The organism is Alphaproteobacteria bacterium, from assembly GCA_037200005.1.
Taxonomy (GTDB): Bacteria; Pseudomonadota; Alphaproteobacteria; order UBA9219; family RFNS01; genus JBBCGY01.
In genome coordinates this window covers 194,188-208,463 of the sequence record JBBCGY010000002.1, presented here as the reverse complement: position 1 = coordinate 208,463, position 14,276 = coordinate 194,188, and the positions used below count along the sequence as shown (strand labels likewise).

Below are 14,276 nucleotides of genomic sequence, written 5' to 3'. Positions count from 1 at the left end.
GAATAATCCTAATCCGGCAGCATATTGTCGAGAACGAATTCGTTCCGGTCGAAGGGAACTTCAAGCTTTTCATTGAGGGCGGCTTCAACGCGATCTTCGGTTCCCTGATGAATCCCGACCCCGAGATTCCATAACCCGCGATCAAGAACGGCCTGGCTCAATTCCAGGCCCGCTTCGACCAGGATATCCTGCGCGCCGTCCGCATACAACTTCTCGAACATTTGCTCGATGTCGTCGAAAATCATGACGCGGAACCCTCGCGCCGTGGCGGCATCTATATAACCGGCATCCACGCGCCGCCGCCGGTCAGCGATGGCGAGGATGCGGGTCTTGTCCGGATGATCCGCGACATGACGGACGGTGAAGAGGGGCCTATCGGCTAAAATCGTGCCGCTGCCCGTTACGATCGCGTCGGCTTTCTTGCGCAGACGGTGCGCCAGCCGCAGCGAAGCTGGCGAGGTAAACGTCTTCTGTCCCGGCGGCGGTATCATCGATCCATGAGCATCGAAAGCGCGCTTCACGGTAATCCACGGTCTTTTATAAAGGACGGACGTGGCGAACGCGGCGATAAGCTGCCGGCAGGCCGCTTCGGCGATGCCGGTGACGACATGAATGCCCCGTTCGCGCAGCCATGCCGCGCCGCCGCTGGCGATTGGATTGGGATCGCTCGCGCCTATAGCAATATTTTTGATGCCCGTAGCGGCGATTGCTGCGGTGCATGGCGGCGTGCGGCCAAAATGATTGCAAGGCTCCAGCGTCACAGCCAGAGTATGGACCTGATCCAAAATGCCCTGCTCGCGGCACAGGCAAAGCAGGGCGGCCTCGGCATGCTCCTCGCCCGCTTTTTGGTGAGCCGCGACGGCGATGATCTCTCCCGCCGCATTCAGAGCGGTCGCGCCCACGGGCGGGTTGGGAACGGTCGTGCCCAGATACCGCCGCGCCTCAGCGCAGGCCCGCAACATGGCATTTGTCAAAACGGGTTCGGTGAGATATGACACTGGCGCTACAACGCTAAAAACTGTCCGTTAGGGAGTTCATTGTATGTCCGCCATCATCGAAGTGAAAGCCAGGGAAATTCTCGACAGCCGGGGCAATCCCACCATCGAGGTCGATGTGGAGCTGGAAACCGGCGCCATGGGCCGCGCGGCGGTGCCTTCCGGAGCGTCGACAGGCGCGCATGAGGCGGTCGAGCTGCGCGACAACGATAAGGCGCGCTATATGGGCAAGGGCGTGCTGAAAGCCGTTGCTTCCGTCCAGGGCGAAATCGCGGACGCGGTGCTCGGCATGGAAGCCGTCGCGCAACTGGCGGTTGACCAGACGCTTATCGATCTCGACGGCACGCCGAACAAGGCCCGGCTGGGCGCGAACGCGATTCTGGGCGTGAGCCTCGCCGTCGCCAAAGCGGCGGCGGAGGAATCCGGCCTGCCGCTCTATCGCTATGTCGGCGGCGCGGCGGCATCGCTGCTGCCGGTGCCGATGATGAATATCATCAATGGCGGCGCTCATGCCGATAACCCTATCGACATCCAGGAATTCATGGTGCTGCCGGTCGGCGCGGCCAATGTCGCCGACGCCATCCGCATGGGCGCGGAAATTTTCCATACACTCAAGAAGCTGCTGAAAGACGCCGGGCACAATACGGCGGTAGGCGACGAGGGCGGTTTCGCGCCCAATCTGGCGTCGAGCGCCGAAGCCTTGGAATTCATCGTCAAGGCGGTAGAAAAATCCGGCTACAAGACGGGGAAGGATATCGTGCTGGCGCTTGACGTCGCCGCGACCGAATTCTTCAAGGACGGCAAATATCATCTGCACGGCGAAGGCAAAGTGCTCAGCCCCGAGCAGATGGTTGGCTATTATCAAGACCTATGCGCTAAATTCCCCATCGTCTCCATTGAGGACGGCATGTCCGAGGACGATTTCGCGGGCTGGAAAATGCTGACGGATGCTTTGGGCGGAAAAGTACAACTGGTCGGCGACGATCTTTTCGTCACCAATCCGGTGCGGCTCAAGGACGGCATTGAAGGCGGCCTTGCCAACGCCATCCTGATCAAGGTCAATCAGATCGGCACTTTGTCCGAAACTCTGGAAGCGGTCGAGATGGCGCATAAGGCAGGCTATCGCGCCGTCATGTCGCATCGTTCGGGCGAGACCGAGGATTCGACCATCGCCGACCTTGCCGTCGCCACCAATTGCGGCCAGATCAAGACCGGGTCGCTGTCGCGCTCCGACCGTCTGGCAAAATATAACCAGCTTATCCGCATCGAGGAGCAGCTTGGCGGCCAGGCGCGCTATATCGGCCGGGCGGCGCTGGCGCGGTGATTTCTGCCACGCTGGACAAGCAACCGATTGTTTCATATACACAAGCGTCTTAGCCATTCCCGTCATATGCCCAGGTAGCTCAGTCGGTAGAGCAGGGGACTGAAAATCCCCGTGTCGGCGGTTCGATTCCGTCCCTGGGCACCACCGGTTTTTCTTAGCGAGCTTAGAAAAACCGAGTGTCCGCCATAGCTTCGTGTGGTGAAGCGAGGCGGTATCGGCATAGTGATCAGCACTCCTGAAATGTCCCTCCGGTTACCTCATGGAAAGCGCAAAATTCGCGGCTGAGTGCATTTTTTCGTGACCAGCCCTCGTCACTGTGCCAATAGATAATCCTGGTTCAGTTGCGGCGCACGCTCAGTCGCCACGGAGAAATCCATGCTCAAGAAAATTATCGTCGCTTTGGTGGTTCTGACTTTGGCCGGTGTTATCGGCCAGAGAATTTTTTCATCCAATGCTCCCGGCGGCGGCCATGGCATGATGGGCGGCCCCATGCCCGTGAACGTCGCCGCGGTCATCGAGAAAGACGCGCAGGAATTCAAGGAATATTCCGGCCGCCTGACCAGCGTCGATTATGCGGAGGTTCGCCCGCGCGTTACCGGCACCATCGAACAGATTCATTTCCAGGATGGCGCTTTCGTCAAGAAAGGCGATCTGCTGTTCACTATCGATCAGCGCCCGTTCGTCGCCGAGATCGAGCGCGCCGAAGCGGCGCTGGCGTCGGCGGAAGCGCAGGCCGGATTCTCCAAGAAGGATTTCGAGCGCGTGGCCGCGCTGGTGAAAGACGATTTCATCACCAAGCGCGATTACGACACGCGGCGTAACGCGGCGAACGTCACGGCGGCGGAAGTGCAGGCCGCGAAGGCCGCGCTCCATACCGCCAGGCTCAATCTCGAATACACGGAAATCCGCGCGCCGATCGACGGGCGGGCGGGGCGCGCCGAAATCACCGTCGGCAATCTGGTGCAGGCGGGACTGCCTACCGCGCCGCTGCTGACCAAAATCGTATCGACGACGCCGATCTACGCCGATTTCGACATGGATGAGGCCGCCTATCTTTCCTATGTCCAGGCGCAAACCACCGCCAACGACAAGGCGCAGGAAATTCCGGTCTATATCGGCCTCGCGGGAGAGAAGGGCGCGCCGCATAAGGGGTCTATCAAGACTTTCGACAACCAGCTCGATCCCGGATCGGGAACGATACGGGTGCGCGCCATCCTGGATAATCCCGACGGCAGCCTGATTCCGGGCATGTTCGCGAAAGTCAGGATCGCCCTGCCGCGCATCGGTCCCGTGACATTGATCATCGACCGCGCCATCGGCACCGATCAGGACAGGAAATTCGTTTATGTCGTCGGCGCGGACAATGTAGCCAACTACCGCGAGATTGCGCTCGGCGGCATGGCCGACGGGCTGCGCATCGTCAATTCCGGCCTGAAGGCGGGCGAGAAAATCGTCGTCAGCGGCCTGCAGCGCGTCATGCCGGGCGCGCCGATCCTGCCGCAGGATGAACCGATGGAGGCGAGCGTCGCCGCTGCCCAGCCTTAAAGGCTCGGATAGAAGGCCGCCTGGCACCATGTCATGAACATCTCTAAATTCTTTATCGACCGGCCGATTTTCGCCGCGGTTCTATCGGTGCTGATCCTCATCGGCGGAATCATCGCGATCCCGCTGCTGCCGATTTCGGAATATCCCGAAGTCGTGCCGCCGTCGGTCGTCGTCCAGGCGCAATATCCCGGCGCCAATCCCGAGGTTATCGCCGACACCGTCGCCGCGCCGCTGGAAGAGCAAATCAACGGCATCGAGAATATGCTTTATCTGTCGTCGCAGGGCACGTCGGACGGCGTCATGAAACTGACGGTGACGTTCAAGCTCGGCACCGATCCCGATCTTGCGCAGCAAATGGTGCAGAACCGCGTGTCGCAAGCCTTGCCGCGTCTGCCCGATATCGTGCGGCAATTGGGCGTGGTCGTCCTCAAAAGCTCGCCCGACCTGACGATGGTCGTGCATTTGCTGTCGCCCGACAAGCGCTATGACGAGCTTTATATCCGCAATTACGGTCTTCTGAACGTCAAGGACCGCCTGGCGCGGATCAGCGGCGTGGGGCAAGTGGCGCTGTTCGGCTCCGGCGATTACGCGATGCGGGTCTGGCTCGATCCGGAAAAAATCGCGGCGCGCAACCTGACGGCGAACGATGTCGTCAATGCCATGCGCGAGCAGAATGTCCAGGTGGCTGCCGGACAGATCGGGGCTTCGCCGATGCCGGTCGGCGTCGATACGCAGTTGCTGGTCAACACTCAGGGGCGGCTGCAAAACGAGGAAGAATTCGGCAACATCATCATCAAGTCGGCGGACGGCGCGGTCACGCGGCTTAAGGACGTGGCGCGGATCGAGCTCGGCGCGTCGTCTTATGCGCTGCGTTCGCTGCTCAACAACAAGCCCGCCGTGGCGATCCCGATTTTCCAGGCGCCAGGCTCGAACGCGATCAAGATTTCAGACGACGTGCGCGCCACGATGGATGAGTTGAAGCAGAATTTCCCCGCCGGACTCGATTACAGCATCGTCTACGACCCCACGGTTTTCGTGCGCGATTCCATCAAGGCGGTGATCGAGACGCTGTTCGAGGCGATTGCGCTGGTCGTCCTGGTCGTCATTGTTTTTCTGCAGACCTGGCGGGCGTCGGTCATTCCGCTGCTCGCGGTGCCGATCTCGATCATCGGCACCTTCGCCGCATTGCTGATGCTGGGATTTTCGATCAATGCGCTATCGCTGTTCGGGCTGGTGCTGGCGATCGGCATCGTGGTCGATGACGCCATCGTCGTCGTGGAAAATGTCGAGCGGAATATCGAGCACGGTCTATCGCCGCGCGATGCGACCTATCAGGCGATGCGCGAGGTCAGCGGCCCGATCATCGCCATCGCGCTCACTCTATGCGCGGTTTTCGTGCCGATTGCGTTCATCAGCGGCCTGACCGGACAGTTTTACAAGCAATTCGCGCTGACGATCGCGATTTCCACCGTCATCTCGGCCTTCAACTCACTGACGCTCAGCCCGGCGCTGGCCGCCATTCTGCTCAGAGGGAAAGACCAGCCCAAGGATTGGTTCAGCCGGTTCATCGACGGGGTGTTCGGCTGGTTCTTCCACGGATTCAATAATCTTTTCCGACGCGCTTCCGAAAGTTATTCCAGGGATGTCAGTAGCATTCTCCGGCATCGCGGCGTGGCGATTGCCGCCTATCTGGCGTTGATCGGCACGGCATGGTTCCTCTTTCAGGCGGTTCCCGGCGAATATATTCCGGCGCAGGACAAGCAATATCTGATCGGCATCGCTCAGTTGCCGGAAGGCGCGACGCTCGACCGCACCGAAAAGGTGATAAGGCAAATGTCCGAGATCGGACTCAATGAGCCTGGCGTGGAAAATTCGGTCGCGTTTCCCGGCTTTTCGATTCACGGATTCAGCAACAGCTCCAATGCCGGGATCGTGTTTCTTCCGTTGAAGCCGTTCGATGAGCGCCCGTCGCCCGGCTGGTTCGATCGCGCGCTGGCCTTTCTGCATCTTAGAGATTTGCCGCCGGATTTGTCGGCCAAGTCCATTGCCGGCAGCATGATGATGAAACTGGGAGCGATCAAGGACGCTTTCGTCTTCGTCCTGCCGCCGCCGCCTGTCATGGGCCTCGGCACCGCGGGGGGATTCAAATTGCAAATCGAGGATCGCATCGACGCCGGAAACCAGGAATTGGCTAAGATCGTCAATGCCGTACTCGGGAAAGCGCGCGCGACGCCGGAGCTTGCCCAGGTTTTTTCCGGCTATGAAATCAACGTGCCGCAGCTTCACGTCGATCTGGACCGCACCAAGGCCAAGCAGTTGGGCGTGGGGGTAGGGGACGTATTCTCCACGATGCAGACTTATCTTGGATCAATATATGTGAATGATTTCAATAAATTCGGTCGTACCTTTCAGGTCATCGCTCAGGCCGACGCGCCGTTCCGCGCCCACGCCGAAGATATCGCCAATTTGAAAGTCCGCAATGTCGACGGCCAGATGATTCCGCTCGGCAGCATGGTCACCGTGCGCCACAGCTTCGGCCCCGAGCGGGCGGCGCGCTATAACGGCTATCGCACGGCTGACATCAATGCCGATGCCGGTCCCGGCGTATCGGCGGGCCAGGCTCAAGAGGCCATGGAGAAAATCCTGTTTGAAACCCTGCCCAAAGGCATGTCTTACGAATGGACGGATTTGAAATATCAGCAAATCCTGGCGGGCAATACGGCGTTTCTGGTGTTTCCGCTCTGCGTGCTGCTCGCCTTCATGGTGCTGGCGGCGCAGTATGAGAGCTTGAGTCTGCCGCTCGCTGTCATCCTGATCGTGCCGATGTGCCTGTTCTGCGCGATGGTGGGAGTCTGGCTGGATCGCACCACGAACAACATCTTCACTCAGATCGGGCTTTTCGTGCTGATAGGACTCGCGTGTAAAAACGCGATTCTGATCGTCGAATTCGCGCGCGAACTGGAAATTCAGGGACGCACGCCTTTCGAGGCCGCGGTGGAATCCTGCCGTCTGCGGCTGCGGCCCATTTTGATGACGTCCTTCGCCTTCATCATGGGCGTCATTCCGCTGGTGATTTCCACCGGCGCGGGGGCCGAAATGCGCCATGCGATGGGCGTGGCGGTGTTTTCCGGCATGCTCGGCGTCACCTTCTTCGGTCTGTTCCTGACGCCGGTATTCTATGTCACGATCCGGAAACTGTCGGGCGGAAAGCTCCATATGGCGGGCACCCATTCATGGGAAACCCTGCAAAATGAGCATGGCGAAGCGCCGGAAAAGCGTTTATAAATTCCCGGTCAATCATCGGGGCTATTTCCATGCAAGTCCGTATCTATCAGCCGTCGAAATCGGCGATGCAGTCGGGGCGCGGCAAAACCAAATTCATCTGGCTGATCGAGCCGGTGCTGCCGACGCCGCGCGGGCCTGAGCCGGTCATGGGCTGGACCAGCGCGGGCGATACCCTGTCGGAACTGCGCAACCAGCTGCGCTTCGCCACGAAGGAAGAAGCCGTCGCTTTTGCCTTAAAACGGGGCTGGAAATGCGACATCGAGGCGCTGGAATGCCGCCGGATCAAGCCGCGCAATTATCTCGACAATTTCCGCTATATCCGTCCGCAGGATGAGGAACGGCAGACGAAATAGGCGCCGTGAACGCGATCTTAAGAAAGAAGACGGAAAACCATTAAGCCAGTTATCGACGACCCCGTAGCTCAACTGGATAGAGCACCTGCCTTCTAAGCAGGATGTTGCGTGTTCGAGTCACGCCGGGGTCGCCAATACGGACGTTTAAGCGTCGTCTGACAGGAGGCATGCGAATGTCTATAAGCGCCAGAAAGACTGCTCTCTTACGATTGAGAGAGAAACACATCGGTTTGTGGACAGGGGTATATTTCGGCGGCGTGATGGCTGTTTTTTCTTTTCTTCAAAGCGGCGAGATAATTGCCCCTCTCGTTGGTGGCGTTATTACAGGTGCATTGTTTGGCGGCTGCATGTCCTGGCTGAATTCTAGAGAAAAAAAACGCCTCAAATTAAAAGGGTTCAATGTCGAATGTACGAATCCTATTCAGGATAGGGAAGTGCTGATCTCGGATACACAAGCCATAGCGTTCATGACATGTAAAGACGCTATAGGTTCGCTTAGAAAAGCCCAAATTATAAGTGCGGATGCTTCCTCTGGTCGCATTGAGGCGAGAGTTAGCGCAACATGGCGAAGCTGGGGAGAGAAAATAACAATAATTGTCGCACCAGCAGAAAATGCAACAAACATTAAAATCAGAAGCGCTCCAATACTCACAACCACGATGGTCGATTATGGCAAGGGCGCAGAGAATGTTGAGACATTGCTGCGAGCGATATGTAAACGTATAAAAGAAATAGCTTGAAAACAGCTTTCGTTAAAATAAATTACACTGGCCCCCCCATTAACCAATATCCCCGCCGTGAAACTATTTAAGCGTTATTGGGAATCCCGCCTTTGGTGGTATTTTGCCGGATAGATCATCCCGGGGAATAAAATGGCGATTACTGATATTTTTGACAAGGCGACCAATTGGGTCTGCGGGCACACGCGGCAATTGACCGCGATGGGCGTAATGACCGCGAGCGCTCTTTATGCGCCAACCGCGCGCGCCGGAGACGGGCCGAAAGCTTCCATCGTCATCGAGACCAAGTCCGGTCGCGTTCTGCACGCGGAAAATCCCGACGAGCTGCGCCATCCCGCCTCGACCGCGAAGCTGATGACGCTTTATCTGACCTTTGAAGCGATTCACAGTAACAAGCTGACGATGGAGCAGCCGCTCACGGTTTCCGCCGCGGCGGAAGCCGCCGGAGAAGGCGGCGCGTTCGACATCAAGCTCAAGAAAGACCAGACGATTTCGGTGCGCGACGCTATCTTAGCCGAGATCGTGCATTCCGGCTGCGATGCCGCCGTCGTATTGGCGGAGGCCGTCGGCGGCAGCGAGAAAAATTTCGCAAGCATGATGACCGCCAAAGCCAAGAAAATCGGCATGAGCGAAAACACGGTCTTCCGCAATGCTTCCGGCTTGCCCGATCCCAAGCAGAAGACGACGGCGCGGAGCATGGCCATTTTGATGAGCCGCCTGATCGCCGATTTTCCGGAAGAATATAAGCTCTTTCAGACGCCCTCGGCGGTTATCAACGGCCATTCCTACGCCAATCACGTCAATCTGATGACGAAGGAACATTACGAGGGCATGGATGGCGGCAAGACCGGCTATGTCGACGCCTCCGGTCATAATCTGGTGGCCTCGGCAGAACGCTGTGACGAGGCTAAGCATTGCGTGCGCCTCGTCGGCGTCGTGTTCGGGGAATCCAAGGTCAATCGCGATACGAAAATGCGGACAATTCTCGATAAGGGATTCGCGAACGTCTCCATGCTGCCCGATACGCCTGTCGTCGCCAGGATCGGCGACGCGACGCCTGCCGTAACGCCGAAAGCGGTGGCTCCGGTTGTCGTGGTGACGGCCCCGGCGCCGGCATCGCATGAGCCCATTATTATCAAACCCGGAAAAGTCGTCCGCGAAGCGGATATCGGCGCTCCCGTCCTGACGCGCATCGGCGACGCGCAATGCGTCGAAAATCCAGGAAAATATCCGCGCATTTACATAGACGCCAAGGGAGAGCTTGCGATCGGCTGCGGCAAGGATCGTAATGCCAAGCCCGAGGATCAAATCGAGGCGGGCAATCCCGCCGATATCGGTTTGGTGAAATGCGCGACGAGCGGCGATGTTCCCAAGCGCGCCTTCGTAGGCGGGCACCTCTCGATTATCTGCGGCGCGCCGGACAAGCTGCGGACGAATTTGAAGGCCGCCGCGCCCGCGCCGTAAATCACGCGCCGCGCAAAATCTTCGCCACCTTATCCAGCACCGCATTGACGAGGCCGGGTTCCTTACCGCCGAAGAAGGCGTGCGCCACGTCCACATAATCGGTCATCAGAATCGCGGCGGGCGTCGCGCCGTCATGCAGCAACTCGGCGACCCCGGCGCGCAGCACGGCGCGCAGCACGGAGTCGAGCCGCGCCAACGGCCATTCCGGGCTTAGGGATTTCGTCAGGATTTCATCGATATCGGCGCGGCGCTCCTGCGCCGTGCGCACGATAGCGGCCAGTACTGCTCCATCCGGCGCGGCGACGTCGCCGCCGCCATCGTCGAGGTGAAGCCCTTCATGCCGTTCCTGGCCGTACTCCATTTGATAAAGCGCCTGCACGGCGGCAAGACGCGCCGCACGGCGCGCACCGCTCGCGGATGGCGGAGCTTTCTCCGCTTTAACTTCGTTCACGATTTTGCCACCCATCGCCGCTTAGGCATCAGGCGGAAATGTTGCTTAATCTCGATCATGCGCAGGCACGCCGCCGCCGCTGCGCCGCCGCGATTGTGGCCATCGACCGTGGCTCGGGCGAGAGCTTGCTCATGGCTGTCGACGGTGAGGATGCCGTTGCCGATCGCCAGCACCGATCGCAGCGCCAGTTCCTGCAGGCCGCGCGCGCTTCCGTTGCCGACGATCTCGTCATGGCGCGTCTCGCCCTTGATGACGCAGCCCAGCGCGATATAGCCGTCGAACCGCCGCCGTATCGGATCGTAATCCAGCGCCTTGACCGCGAAATTGATCGCCGCGGGAATCTCCAGCGATCCCGGCACCTCCAGCCTGTCGTAACTCGCCTCGTTGGCGTCCAGAACTTCCTGCGCGCCCGCGAATAAATGATCGGAAATATCTTCGTAAAACCGCGCCTCGACGATCAGCAGATGCGGCTTGTTATCGAATTTGAATTGCGGGGGAGGGGATTTGGATGTTTGCATGACTAAAGAACTATAGGGCTTTTCAAAATACGGCAAGAGAATGGACGAAAATTTAATGCTTTCAAAATGTTCTATGTTACCATTTTGCATATAGTATTGGAGCGTTGGCATTATCTCATTGATAGGAAAGGAAAATGTCGCTCGACAATCATGCAGGGCTGCAAACAGAGATTCCATGGGCGGCGTTCAAGAATTATGTCTGCGCGCCCTATGACAACAATTCCTCCCTGCGCGCCTCCATGGAAAAATGGGTCGATGCGCTCCAGGATCGGAAAAAGGGCGGCGAAAATCTCGATCTTTCGCACCACACCATCACCCACCAAAACGGCTACAGCTTTAAGGCCTTTGCCCTGAATGAGCAGATGTTTTTCAGCCATGATCCGGCCGTGTTGACTCTGCCGCGCGGACGCGATCCCGCCAATCCTGACGATAGGTCCGACAGGCTGATCGGAGTTCTTCTTCATGATTCCAGTCATGAGGATCAGGCGTGGCGTCCCATTCACCAGAATGGGCTTGAGGATATTGATGCCGGCAGAGGCGCACAGAAATACAAGGGCGCCGTCGCGGCACAGCCTTACCGCGACCCCGTCATCGACGAGCATATCAGCAATCTTGCGGCGCGAGGCCTGCTGGAAGGCGGAGAACGAAAGAATTTAGTGTCGGAGATCAGAGTGGCGCGGACTGAGCCGCAGGGAGCAGGACTGCACAGCGATTGCGGACCCATTTCTCTCAGCCCTTCGGCCACAGAACCTTGCTGGAACAGAGTGTTCATTCATGGATTAAAAAACTCTAGCACGACCTACGCTATCGATAAAAACCTGGATAATAAATCTAAAAGCAAGGCCGAGGTGCCCTTGCCAGCAGGAATGATCACCAGTCATATTCAGGCCTTGTTGAGTGAGGGTGATTGGAAAAAGATGATAGACGGAAATCCCCACCTCAAACAAGGTGCCGTGCATCGTGCGGTCGGCGATGAAGACGGACGAACAGTCGTTATCGTATACGACAAGAATACCCCATCGAATACAACAGTTGCCAGTCCTTGGACTATTAAGGTCAGCGGGTACTGTCAGGGAATCTTTGCCGAGAACAAAAAAACTAAAATCTATAAAACAACACTAAGCAGAGCGGCTTTTCCCCTTGCCGAGAAACAGCCTGCCGCTGAACCTCATGCATATAATCTTCCCCTGGCCGATGGCGTAAATATAAACCGCGAAATACATCGAAAGAACCCAGCGCCGACGATTTAACCGGCGGTTATGCTTCAATTCCGCGCTGCGCGACGATATTAAGGCCGAAGGCGTCAAGCCCGACGATGGTCTTGGCCGTATTCGACAGCAGGATCATATCCCTGATTCCGAGATCAAGCAAAATCTGCGCGCCGACGCCGTAATCGCGCAGAACCGACAGCGGCACGCCGCCCTGAAGGCGCTGTTCGAGACGCACGGAAAGGCTGGTCGGCTGGGCCTCGCGCAGCAGAACCACCACGCCGCGGCCCGCCGCGCCGATCATCCGCATCGCCGCCTGCAATTCTCCGCCGCGCCCATGGCTATGGTCGCCCAGAACGTCGTCGATGACGTTCAGCGCGTGCATCCGTACCATGACCGGCCCCGGCGCGCTCAGATCGCCTTTCACCAGCGCGATGTGTTCGGCGTAGGCGGCCTTGTTGACATAGACATGCATCGTGAAATCGCCGCCATGGACGCTATGCAGCGTCGTGGTCAGCTTGCGCTCGATGATGGTTTCGGTGCGGCGGCGATGGGCGATCAGGTCGGAAACCGTGCCGAGCTTCAGTCCGTGAAACTGCGCCATCTGCGCCAGATCGGGCAGCCGCGCCATGGTGCCGTCGTCATTCATGATTTCGCAGATGACGGCGGCGGGGGTTAGTCCGGCGAGACGCGCGATATCGACCGAGCCTTCGGTCTGTCCCGCGCGCACCAGAACGCCGCCGTCGCGCGCCACCAGCGGAAATACATGGCCGGGCGTGACGATATGCTGCGGGCCGGCGCCGGGAGCTATGGCGGTCTGGATCGTAAGGGCGCGGTCGGCAGCCGAAATACCCGTGGTGACGCCTTCACGCGCCTCGATGGATACCGTGAAGGCGGTTTGAAAGCGCGTGCCGTTTTGCTGCGCCATCATCGGCAGACCGAGCCGCTCGACCTGGCCGCGCTCGAGCGCGAGGCAAATCAGGCCGCGCCCGTGCTTGGCCATGAAATTGATCGCTTCCGGCGTGGCGAATTGCGCCGGAATGACCAGATCGCCCTCATTCTCGCGGTCTTCGTCGTCGGCGAGGATGAACATGCGCCCGGCCCGCGCCTCGGCGATGACCTCTTCCGACGTAGAAATGAAGCGGCGCAGATCGTCGATCATATTGGGGCGCGCCCGATCATGCGCGCCAGATAGCGCGCCATCAGGTCGATTTCCAGATTCACCCGGTCGCCGGGCCGTAGCGCCCCGAAATTCGTGCATGTTTGCGTGTGCGGTATGATGTTGATGCCGAAGCTGTCATTTAGCACATCATTGACCGTCAGCGATACCCCGTCCAGCGCCACCGACCCTTTGGGCGCGATGAATGTCATCAGTTCCTGAGGCGGGCGAAGGACAAAACGCGCCGATCCGCCTTCGGCCTTGCGTTCCAGGATTTCCGCGACGCCGTCGATATGGCCGGAAACCATATGGCCGCCCAATTCGTCGCCGGCGCGCAGCGGGCGTTCGAGATTGATTGTCGTGCCGGGCCGCCACGTACCCAGCGTAGTTTTGGCGATAGTCTCCGCCGAAGCCTGAACCTTGAACCGCCCGCCCTCGATCTCGATGGCTGTCAGGCATATTCCATTACAGGCAATCGACGCGCCGATCTCCATATCCGCGAGCGGCAGCTTCGTGGCGATCGTCAGCGTGCGGTCGGCGGTGTCTTCAATCGCCGCGACTTCGCCCAGGTCTTTGATGATGCCGGTGAACATGATTCATGATGCCGTTATTCAGCCGTCGCCCAGGCATCATGAGCATGGAGTAAGCTGGTTTGCTTGCGAATGATCGCGGCTTTTTTCTTTTCGACGCTCAATAGATCGTAATCGCTTTGCAGCCCAAGCCATAACCGGGCAGAAGCGCCCGTAGCGCGAGCCAGACGCAGAGCGATTTCGGCGGTGATGTCGCGCTTGCCGCTCAGGAGTTCGCTGATTCGTCCCGTCGAAAGCCCCGTGGCGCGAGCAAGATGAACGGCTTTAAGACCGGCGGGTTCAAGATATTCCTTGCGCAGGATTTCTCCCGGATGGGTGAGTTTGGGCATTTGTGCGTCCCTAGTGATAGTCGACGAATTCTATTTCCATTGTCTCGGCGCCGTTCCATACGAAACAAATTCGCCACTTATCGTTCACGCGCACGCTATGCTGGCCTTTTCTGTCGCCTTTCAGCGGCTCCGGCTTCATGCCCGGAAAAACCTGCAGGTCGTGCAAGGAGGTCATTCGGGCCACGATGCGCAGCCTGTTATGCGCCCGCTGCGCGACATCAGGCGGAATTCCTTTGGCGCTTTCAGCCCGAAAAAGCTTCTCCGTCCGGACATCCCTGAATTTTCTCACTAAATACTCCCATATTGGGAGTTGTT

The 14,276-nt window shown here is 58.6% G+C and carries 14 protein-coding genes and 2 tRNA genes; 9 read left to right on the top strand and 7 right to left on the bottom strand.

The features are described 5' to 3' along the window. Positions 1-8 precede the first annotated feature (8 nt). Positions 9-962: a bifunctional diaminohydroxyphosphoribosylaminopyrimidine deaminase/5-amino-6-(5-phosphoribosylamino)uracil reductase RibD gene (gene ribD / locus WDO70_10660; protein MEJ0063628.1), complete on the bottom strand. Its 954-nt coding sequence runs from the start codon at positions 960-962 to the stop codon at positions 9-11. A gap of 79 nt (positions 963-1,041) precedes the next feature. Here ribD and eno point away from each other — a divergent pair, with 79 nt between their 5' ends. From eno to WDO70_10620, 8 genes are all read left to right on the top strand, one after another. Further along, on the top strand, positions 1,042-2,319 hold the full coding sequence (gene eno, locus WDO70_10655; GenBank protein MEJ0063627.1) for a phosphopyruvate hydratase: 1,278 nt from the start codon (positions 1,042-1,044) through the stop codon (positions 2,317-2,319). A 68-nt stretch (positions 2,320-2,387) separates the two neighbouring features. Further along, a tRNA-Phe gene (locus WDO70_10650) sits at positions 2,388-2,463 on the top strand. Positions 2,464-2,694: 231 nt separating this feature from the next. Continuing rightward, positions 2,695-3,864 carry an efflux RND transporter periplasmic adaptor subunit gene (locus WDO70_10645; GenBank protein ID MEJ0063626.1) on the top strand — a complete coding sequence of 390 codons (1,170 nt, stop codon included), beginning with the start codon at positions 2,695-2,697 and terminating at the stop codon, positions 3,862-3,864. A gap of 33 nt (positions 3,865-3,897) precedes the next feature. Continuing rightward, positions 3,898-7,149 (top strand): efflux RND transporter permease subunit, encoded by a 3,252-nt coding sequence (locus WDO70_10640; GenBank protein MEJ0063625.1) that lies wholly within the window; start codon positions 3,898-3,900, stop codon positions 7,147-7,149. Between the two features lie 29 nt (positions 7,150-7,178). Further along, positions 7,179-7,502 carry an ETC complex I subunit gene (locus WDO70_10635; protein MEJ0063624.1) on the top strand — a complete coding sequence of 108 codons (324 nt, stop codon included), beginning with the start codon at positions 7,179-7,181 and terminating at the stop codon, positions 7,500-7,502. 57 nt (positions 7,503-7,559) lie between these two features. Further along, positions 7,560-7,636: transfer RNA gene (locus WDO70_10630), tRNA-Arg, on the top strand. A gap of 39 nt (positions 7,637-7,675) precedes the next feature. Next, the gene (locus WDO70_10625) at positions 7,676-8,242 is read left to right on the top strand and encodes a hypothetical protein (GenBank protein MEJ0063623.1); all 567 of its coding nucleotides are present in this window, start codon (positions 7,676-7,678) and stop codon (positions 8,240-8,242) included. Between the two features lie 132 nt (positions 8,243-8,374). Continuing rightward, entirely contained in the window at positions 8,375-9,706 is a 1,332-nt protein-coding gene (locus tag WDO70_10620; protein ID MEJ0063622.1) for a D-alanyl-D-alanine carboxypeptidase family protein, read from the top strand. Position 9,707: 1 nt separating this feature from the next. Here the strand turns inward: WDO70_10620 and nusB are convergent, their stop codons facing one another. Continuing rightward, positions 9,708-10,157: a transcription antitermination factor NusB gene (gene nusB, locus WDO70_10615; GenBank protein MEJ0063621.1), complete on the bottom strand. Its 450-nt coding sequence runs from the start codon at positions 10,155-10,157 to the stop codon at positions 9,708-9,710. Next, positions 10,154-10,675 carry a 6,7-dimethyl-8-ribityllumazine synthase gene (locus WDO70_10610; protein ID MEJ0063620.1) on the bottom strand — a complete coding sequence of 174 codons (522 nt, stop codon included), beginning with the start codon at positions 10,673-10,675 and terminating at the stop codon, positions 10,154-10,156. The genes nusB and WDO70_10610 overlap by 4 nt, the downstream gene beginning before the upstream one ends. Positions 10,676-10,809: 134 nt before the next feature. On the opposite strand from WDO70_10610, the gene WDO70_10605 reads away from it, so the two are divergent. Further along, positions 10,810-11,925: a hypothetical protein gene (locus WDO70_10605; GenBank protein MEJ0063619.1), complete on the top strand. Its 1,116-nt coding sequence runs from the start codon at positions 10,810-10,812 to the stop codon at positions 11,923-11,925. Between the two features lie 7 nt (positions 11,926-11,932). Here WDO70_10605 and ribB read toward each other — a convergent pair whose 3' ends face one another. Genes ribB through WDO70_10585 form a run of 4 tightly spaced genes read right to left on the bottom strand, consistent with a single transcriptional unit; the run spans position 11,933 to position 14,250 of the window. Further along, positions 11,933-13,045, bottom strand: coding sequence for a 3,4-dihydroxy-2-butanone-4-phosphate synthase (ribB, locus tag WDO70_10600; protein ID MEJ0063618.1), 1,113 nt, complete (start codon positions 13,043-13,045; stop codon positions 11,933-11,935). Next, a complete protein-coding gene (locus WDO70_10595) occupies positions 13,042-13,635 on the bottom strand; it encodes a riboflavin synthase (protein MEJ0063617.1) in 594 nt (197 codons plus the stop codon). Before WDO70_10595 ends, ribB begins: the two co-directional genes overlap by 4 nt. 14 nt (positions 13,636-13,649) lie before the next feature. Next, positions 13,650-13,961, bottom strand: a complete 312-nt coding sequence (locus WDO70_10590) for a HigA family addiction module antitoxin (protein ID MEJ0063616.1) — start codon at positions 13,959-13,961, stop codon at positions 13,650-13,652. A gap of 10 nt (positions 13,962-13,971) precedes the next feature. Continuing rightward, positions 13,972-14,250: a type II toxin-antitoxin system RelE/ParE family toxin gene (locus WDO70_10585; GenBank protein MEJ0063615.1), complete on the bottom strand. Its 279-nt coding sequence runs from the start codon at positions 14,248-14,250 to the stop codon at positions 13,972-13,974. Positions 14,251-14,276 lie beyond the last annotated feature (26 nt).

Bases quoted from the DNA above. Each gene is read 5' to 3' on its own strand.
- WDO70_10635 (MEJ0063624.1), top strand. From the start codon at position 7,179: ATGCAAGTCCGTATCTATCAGCCGTCGAAATCGGCGATGCAGTCGGGG.
- WDO70_10620 (MEJ0063622.1), top strand. From the start codon at position 8,375: ATGGCGATTACTGATATTTTTGACAAGGCGACCAATTGGGTCTGCGGG.
- ribD (MEJ0063628.1), bottom strand. From the start codon at position 962: ATGTTGCGGGCCTGCGCTGAGGCGCGGCGGTATCTGGGCACGACCGTT.
- WDO70_10590 (MEJ0063616.1), bottom strand. From the start codon at position 13,961: ATGCCCAAACTCACCCATCCGGGAGAAATCCTGCGCAAGGAATATCTT.
- WDO70_10610 (MEJ0063620.1), bottom strand. From the start codon at position 10,675: ATGCAAACATCCAAATCCCCTCCCCCGCAATTCAAATTCGATAACAAG.
- WDO70_10645 (MEJ0063626.1), top strand. From the start codon at position 2,695: ATGCTCAAGAAAATTATCGTCGCTTTGGTGGTTCTGACTTTGGCCGGT.
- ribB (MEJ0063618.1), bottom strand. From the start codon at position 13,045: ATGATCGACGATCTGCGCCGCTTCATTTCTACGTCGGAAGAGGTCATC.
- WDO70_10640 (MEJ0063625.1), top strand. From the start codon at position 3,898: ATGAACATCTCTAAATTCTTTATCGACCGGCCGATTTTCGCCGCGGTT.
- WDO70_10605 (MEJ0063619.1), top strand. From the start codon at position 10,810: ATGTCGCTCGACAATCATGCAGGGCTGCAAACAGAGATTCCATGGGCG.
- eno (MEJ0063627.1), top strand. From the start codon at position 1,042: ATGTCCGCCATCATCGAAGTGAAAGCCAGGGAAATTCTCGACAGCCGG.
- WDO70_10595 (MEJ0063617.1), bottom strand. From the start codon at position 13,635: ATGTTCACCGGCATCATCAAAGACCTGGGCGAAGTCGCGGCGATTGAA.
- WDO70_10625 (MEJ0063623.1), top strand. From the start codon at position 7,676: ATGTCTATAAGCGCCAGAAAGACTGCTCTCTTACGATTGAGAGAGAAA.